This window comes from Deinococcus rhizophilus, from assembly GCF_030271215.1.
Classification (GTDB): domain Bacteria; phylum Deinococcota; class Deinococci; order Deinococcales; family Deinococcaceae; genus Deinococcus; species Deinococcus rhizophilus.
In genome coordinates this window covers 1-6743 of record NZ_JASNGB010000167.1, presented here as the reverse complement: position 1 = coordinate 6743, position 6743 = coordinate 1, and the positions used below count along the sequence as shown (strand labels likewise).

Sequence of the window (6743 nt, the reverse complement as noted above, 5' to 3'; positions counted from 1 at the left end):
CACCCGCCACGCCGCCCCGGCCTCGTGGGGGGCCAGCTGTCCCTCGGCGCTCAGGGCGCGGTCGGCGGCGGCCAGCGCCCCGGCATGGTCACCCTCCTGGGCCAGTGCCCAGGCGTGAACGGCGTGGATGAAGGGAGCCTCTACCCCCGCCTCCAGCCCCCACTCGGCCAGCTGCCGCACCTCGGCCGCCGGGCGAACGTTGCCCAGCAGCCGCAGGTGCAGCCGCAGGCCCTCCGCACTTTCCCGCACCCGCGGCGGCAGGATCAGGAAGAGGTCGAGCAGCTCCCCGAACCGGGCAGGCTGCGCGGCGTCCTCTGCCGCCCGCGCCAGGGTCCCGAGGGCCTCCTCTGGCCGCCCCACCGCCAGCAGCGCCTGCACCGAGGCGTCCCACTCGGCAGAGCGGACGGGGACGGGAGGGCCCCAGGAAGGGTGGTCGGCAGGCGACATCCCCGCGAGTCTAGGGCGAGTCGGCTCCCGGCCGGAAGAGAAGCTCCTGCCCGTGTGGGGAGGAGATCGGCGACGTGACCGGACTCACAGCGGTGGCCCGGCCCGAGCGGAGCGGGCGACCGCGGTGGAGAGCGGCCGGAGTGGAGCCCGGGGGGGGTGCTTTCCTCCCCATGACAGAACGGAGCACCGCGCTCAGCCCAGGCCACCGCCACCCCTGGGATCGTCCCCCTGCGGCGAGGTGGGGGGTGGGTCGCTCGGGGCTGCGCTGGCTGGGGGAGCGCCAGACTCGGCGCAGGCGGTCGCAGGCAGCGGGGCGAGGACAAGCAGGGCAGTCAGGGCAAGACGCAGGGCACGCATGGGCGGACCTCCTGAGGCGACAGGCCTCCCCCTCAGGCACCCTCTGGGGGTCCTGACGGTGGTGGGCAGAGGCAGGGCTGGGGCACGCAGCCAGGCGTGCCGGTCGGGTCACCGTCTGGGCCGCGCTTCCGGGCGCTTCTGGCGGTGACGCCGCGCACTGTGGGCCCGGCCCGCGACGAAACCGGTCGCCGCGTCCTGGCCTGTTGTCCGGGAGTCGGTACGTCCGGCCTTCCCCCGTTCCCTGCTTCCGCTGCCGATTCAGGAGCAGCTTCGTGGTGAGCGGGATCGCCCTACACTGGCGGCGGATTTTCCCGCGCCGCATGACACTGTGTGCTGAACCCGACCTCCAGGGCGGGGGTCAGGGGCGGCTGATGGCCACAGGAGCTGACTGGGGGAGGGGTTTTCCCCACGGGTGTGGGGATGGTCCGGCGAGGTCACGGGGACGATGTGGCACGGCTACGTTTTCCCCACGGGTGTGGGGATGGTCCGAGCGGGCGCCGGGCTGCTGTCCACGCTGCGCCGTTTTCCCCACGGGTGTGGGGATGGTCCGGTTTCCATCGCCAGCGCCTTGGTCTCCAGAATGTTTTCCCCACGGGTGTGGGGATGGTCCGTCGTTCACTATGGCTTACTGGGCACTCTGCGCGTTTTCCCCACGGGTGTGGGGATGGTCCGCAGCGGCTCTTCCAGGCGGCGCGGGACCGCTGGTTTTCCCCACGGGTGTGGGGATGGTCCGGGCGCAGAACAATGGGCTTACGTGGCGCCTACGTTTTCCCCACGGGTGTGGGGATGGTCCGGCCCTACGCGAGTCCCAGGAGGGTGTGACCCGGTTTTCCCCACGGGTGTGGGGATGGTCCGACGATCCTCGCGGGCCTCGCGGTCATTCCCGGTCCGGGGTGGGAGGGCACTTCCGGCTGCGCCCGGACCCGGCGCTGCGCTTCTGGCATCCGCTCCGCCCTCCTGCTGTGCGAGGCGGCGCCAGCACAGGGGTCCAGCACGGACGCAGGAAGTTGAACCAGTCCATTCACGTTGCCAGGATCACCGCGCCGACCAGCCTGAGAACCGCGATCAGGGCGCCCTGCAAGGGATGTGCGGGACCCCCGGATGACCCCGTCCCCGCGCTCTTGCAAGCGCTGTCAGCTACACTGACGGTATGTCCCACGTTGTCGCCCCGCGTCCATCCGTGACGTTGGCAGAGGTCGCCAAGGAGGCTGGAGTGTCGCCCAGCACCGTCTCCCGTATCCTGAACGGCACGGCCCAGGTCAAGGCCACCAAGGCGGCTCAGGTCCGGGCCGCCATCGACAGGCTGGGGTACAAACCGAACGCCTTTGCGCGTGGTCTGGTCACCGGAGCGTCTGGCAGCGTCGGCGTGCTCACCCAGGACATCGCCAGTCCCTTTTACGGGGACGCCCTGAGCGGGATCGAGAGCGGGCTGATGGGCAGCGGCTACTCGCCCATGATCATCAGCGGGCACTGGCGCACCGACGACGAGGAGCATGCCGTCGAGCTGCTGCTGAGCCGACGGGTCGAGGCGCTGATCGTCCTGGGCGGCCAGTTGCCCGAAGACGAGTTGCGCGGGCTGGCGGGCGGGCTGCCCATCGCGGTGCTGGGCCGCCGGGTGGAGTTCGACTCGCCCACCAGCACCAGCCTCGCGCTCGACAACCGGCGGGCGGCCTACGACCTCGTGACCTACCTGCTGGACCGCGGCCACCGCCGCATCGGGCACGTCGCGGGGCCGCCGGACCATGTGGACGCGCGTGACCGCCTCGCGGGCTACCGTCAGGCGCTGGAAGACCGGGGGCTGCCCTTCCTGCCTGATTTGGTCGCGCAGGGCGACTTCCACGAGCCGTCGGGGCTGATCGGCACCCAGCAGCTTGTCGCCCGGCACCCGGACATGACCGCGATCTTCAGCGCGAACGACCAGATGGCCTACGGCGCCCGGCTGGCGCTTTACCGCATGGGCCTGCGCGTTCCCGAGGACATGTCGCTGGTCGGCTTCGACGACCTGCCCGGCTCGGCGTACACCACCCCTCCCCTGACCTCCGTCCGGCAACCGATGGCCGAGATGGGCCACTGGCTCGCCCGCTTCGTGGTCGCGCAGCTCACCGGGCAGACGGTCGAGCCGTTCCAGCCGCAACTGAAATTGCACCTGCGCGAATCGGTCGCCCCCCGCCGCTTTCCCTGAGCTGCTTGTGGGGCGGGGGCGGACAGGCTGGCCCCAACTGACCCACTCTTGACATACGCTTTCAAAAGCGACTGGAGTGACCTCCAAGCAGAACTCAGCAGTCTTGTGGCCTCGTGGGTTGGAGGTCGGCGGCCCCTCCCCCGCGAACGGGAGCGTCGTTCTGCGGCCAGATCGTGCTTTTTTACCTCCAGGAGGTCCACCCATGCGTTCGATCCTCACCCTGACCCTTGCCCTGACTGCCTCGACCCTGGGCATGGCTGCCGCGCAGACCAAGACCATCACCGTCTCGGCGTTCCCCGATCTTGACAGCGTTATCAAAGCGGCGTTGCCGGGGTTCAAGAAGCTGTATCCCAACGTCACCGTGAAGGTGAACTCGCTGGCCTACGCGGACCACCACACGGCCATGACCACGGCGCTGTCGACCGGCCGGGGGGCGGGCGACGTGATCGCCGTGGATTTCGGGTATATCGGGCGCTTTGCCGAGGGCAACGGGCTGGTGGACCTGCGGGCGGCGCCCTACAACGCCGGGGCAGTACCGCTCGCAGTTCGTGGCGTACACCTACCCGCAGGCGATGGCCCCTGACGGCCGCATGGTCGCCATGCCCGCCGACATCGGCCCGGGGTCGATGTTCTACCGCAGCGACCTGCTGGCCAGGGCGGGCATGAAGCCTGCCGACCTCAACCGCAGCTGGGAGAGCTACATCGCGGCAGGCAAGAGGGTCGTGGCCGCCAATCCCGGCAGCTTCCTGATTCCGGACGCGGGGCAGGCCGCGCAGATCATCATCCGCACCGGCCTGAAGTCCGGCGAGGGCCTCTTTTTCGACAAGGCGGGCAAGGTGCTCGTCAGCCCGACCAACCCCCGCTTCGTCCGCGCCTTCACCATCGCCAAGCAGATCCGTGACGCCAAGCTCGATGCCCGCGCAGGGGGAGCGTTCTCGCCGGAGTGGACCACGGCCTTCCAGAAGGGCAACCTCGCCACCGAGTTCAGTGGCGCGTGGCTGGTCGGCCACATGCAGAACTGGCTCGCCAAGGACTTCAGCGGCAAGTGGGGCGCCCAGAACCTGCCGGGCAACACCTACGCGAGCTGGGGCGGGTCCTTCTACGCCATCCCGCAGCAGAGCCGGAACAAGGCCGAAGCCTGGGCCTTGATCCGCTACCTCACCACCAACCGCGCTCAGCAGGTGCTGGCGTTCAAGACCACCGGCGCGTTTCCCGCGCTGAAGGCGGCCTCCACCGACACGGTCTTTACCCAGGGCGTGCCCTACCTGGGCGGCCAGAAGGCCCGCGTGCTGTGGCGCGACGCCGCCGCCAAGATCCAGCCTATCGACGTGAACCGCCTCGACCCGGTGGCCGAGCAGATCGTCAACGACGCGCTGAACACGGTGCTCGACGGCAGCAAGGACATCCGCACGGCCCTGACCGAGGCGCAGATGCTGATCACCCGCCGCGCCCGCTGATCTGGCCCGTACTGCCCCCCTTGCCGGGCGTGGGCGCCGGAGCTTCGATGCCCCGCCGCCCACGCCCGGCTTCTCGCCTGGCTCGGATTGAACTCCTTCGGATCAGGGTTCAGTCGGAGGCCGTATGAGGTTTCAGGATGCTGACGAGTCCGCGTGTGCCCCCTGCCCGTCGGCGTGGCGGCTGGACCGAGTTCCAGCGCCGCTACGCGCCCTACATCTTCATCAGTCCCTTTTTCCTGCTGTTTCTGGTGTTCGGGCTGTTCCCGATCCTGTTCAACGCCTACCTCTCCTTTCAGGCGTGGCAGCCGGGCACCGGCCTGGGCGAGATGGAGTTCGTGGGGCTGCGCAACTACACTGACAACCTCACCGACCCCACCTTCTGGCAGTCGCTGAGAAACACGGCGGTGCTGGCGCTGCTCTCGGGCCTGCCCCAGCACCTGCTGGCGATTCCGCTGGCCTTTGCGGCGGCGGGCGTGCTGCGGCGGATGCAGAACCTCGTGACCGCCGTGTATTTCCTGCCCTACATCACGTCCATCGTGGCGATCTCGGTCATTTTCTTCACGCTGTTTTCGTGGCAGTACGGGGTCATCAACGCGGGGCTGAACGCCCTGAGCGGCCTCCCGCTGATCGGCACCCTCTTTCCGGCCGAGAAGATCAACTGGCTGGGCCAGAAGGAGTACGTGCAGCCCGCCATCGCCCTGGTGGTGATCTGGCGCTACGTGGGCTGGAACATGCTGCTGTACCTCTCGGGCATCCAGTCGATCCCGCGCGAGCTGTACGAGGCCGCCAGCGTGGACGGCGCGACCGGCTGGCAGAGCTTCCGCTTCATCACCCTGCCGCTGCTGCGCCCGATCATGTTCGTCGCGGTGACGCTGAGCCTGATCGGCGGCCTGCAACTGTTCGAGGAACCGTTCATCCTGACCAACGGCACCGGCGGCGCGGGGCAGGCGGGCCTGACGACGGTCATGTACATGTACCGCACCTACGCGAACTACTCGGACGCCGGGGTGGCGGCGGCGATGTCCTGGCTGCTCTTTCTGGTGATCGGCGGGCTGACGCTGGTGAACAACCGCCTGTTCGGTCGCAGCGGGCTGGCGGGGAGGGACTGACATGACGACTGCGAAAGTGACCGAGCTGCCCACCCCCGGGCGCCGCCCACCCCGCCGCTCCTTCCCGGCCCTGCCCCGGCTGGGCGCCTACCTGCTGATCGCGGTGGGGGCGTTCCTGACCATCGCCCCCTTCTACTTCATGTTCGTGTTCGCCACCCACACCCGCTCGGACATCTTTCAGCTGCCGCCGCCGCTGTGGTTCGGCAGCAACCTGGACGAGAACTACGCCAGCCTGATGGAACGCCTCCCGTTCTGGCGCAGCCTGTGGAACAGCCTGTACCTGGCGGTGCTGACGACCGCGACCACGCTGTTTTTCTGCACGCTGGCCGGGTACGCCTTCGCGATGTACACCTTCAAGGGGCGCGAGGTGCTGTTCGGGCTGGTCCTGGCGACCCTCCTCATCCCCTCGACGCTGAACATCGTGCCCTTCGCGCTGATCATGCAGGCGCTGGGCTGGATCGACCAGCCGCGTGCCCTGTGGGTGCCGGGCATGGCGAGTGCGTTCGGCATCTTCCTGATGCGGCAGTACATCGGCTCCAGCATCCCGCGCGAGCTGGTGGAGGCCGCCCGCATCGACGGCGCGACCGAGTTCGGCATCTTCCGGCGGGTGATCGTGCCGCTCACGGGTCCCGCGATGGCGACCCTGGGGCTGGTGACGTTCGTGCAGTCGTGGAACGCCTTCCTGGGGCCGCTGATCATCTTCCGCTCGGCGGAGACGTATACCGCGCCGCTGGCCCTGCGGACCCTGCAAAGCGTCGCCAACACCGACTGGGGGGCGCTGATGTGCGGCGTGGCCCTGACGGTCGTGCCGCTGCTGGTTCTCTTCGCCCTCGCCTCGCGCCAGCTGATCGACGGGCTGACCGCCGGAGCGACCAAGGGCTGACGCTGCTCTCCCGATGGTGAGTGCAGGAGTTGAGCCTCCTTTGTTCCGGGTCGCCCGGCCCGTTCACCCCCACCCAGCCTCTCGCGCTGCGAGCTGTCCCAGTCCCCCCTGAAGGGGGAGGAGAAGACGCACTCCGTTTTGCCCGTATTCCAGAGGTTCCCATGACCCAGACCCGAACAACCGAGACCCGAACAACCCAGACCCGACCTGCCCCCGACACCCTTGCCGGAACTCTGCGCCGCGCCGACTTTCCCGCAGGTTTCACCTTCGGCGTCGCCACGTCCGGCCGGAGTAGCTCAGCAGGTGGC

At 69.0% G+C, this 6743-nt stretch carries 3 protein-coding genes, 2 pseudogenes and 1 CRISPR repeat array; of the genes and pseudogenes, 4 read left to right on the top strand and 1 reads right to left on the bottom strand.

From position 1 onward, the window contains the following. Positions 1 to 447 (bottom strand): annotated as a pseudogene (locus QOL99_RS13865) (hypothetical protein); the annotation flags it as partial. 756 nt (positions 448 to 1203) lie between these two features. After that, positions 1204 to 1659: direct repeats of the CRISPR family, unit length 29 nt; unit sequence GTTTTCCCCACGGGTGTGGGGATGGTCCG. Positions 1660 to 1954: 295 nt separating this feature from the next. Here QOL99_RS13865 and QOL99_RS13860 point away from each other — a divergent pair. The 4 genes and pseudogenes from QOL99_RS13860 (at position 1955) to QOL99_RS13845 (ending at position 6435) form a co-directional block, all read left to right on the top strand. After that, positions 1955 to 2986, top strand: coding sequence for a LacI family DNA-binding transcriptional regulator (locus tag QOL99_RS13860; RefSeq protein WP_285524684.1), 1032 nt, complete (start codon positions 1955 to 1957; stop codon positions 2984 to 2986). Between the two features lie 202 nt (positions 2987 to 3188). Beyond that, a pseudogene (locus tag QOL99_RS13855) lies at positions 3189 to 4443 on the top strand (ABC transporter substrate-binding protein). A 137-nt stretch (positions 4444 to 4580) separates the two neighbouring features. Further along, complete coding sequence (locus tag QOL99_RS13850) at positions 4581 to 5552, top strand: carbohydrate ABC transporter permease (protein ID WP_285524682.1); 972 nt, start codon at positions 4581 to 4583, stop codon at positions 5550 to 5552. Between the two features lies 1 nt (position 5553). Next, positions 5554 to 6435: a carbohydrate ABC transporter permease gene (locus QOL99_RS13845; RefSeq protein ID WP_285524681.1), complete on the top strand. Its 882-nt coding sequence runs from the start codon at positions 5554 to 5556 to the stop codon at positions 6433 to 6435. Positions 6436 to 6743 lie beyond the last annotated feature (308 nt).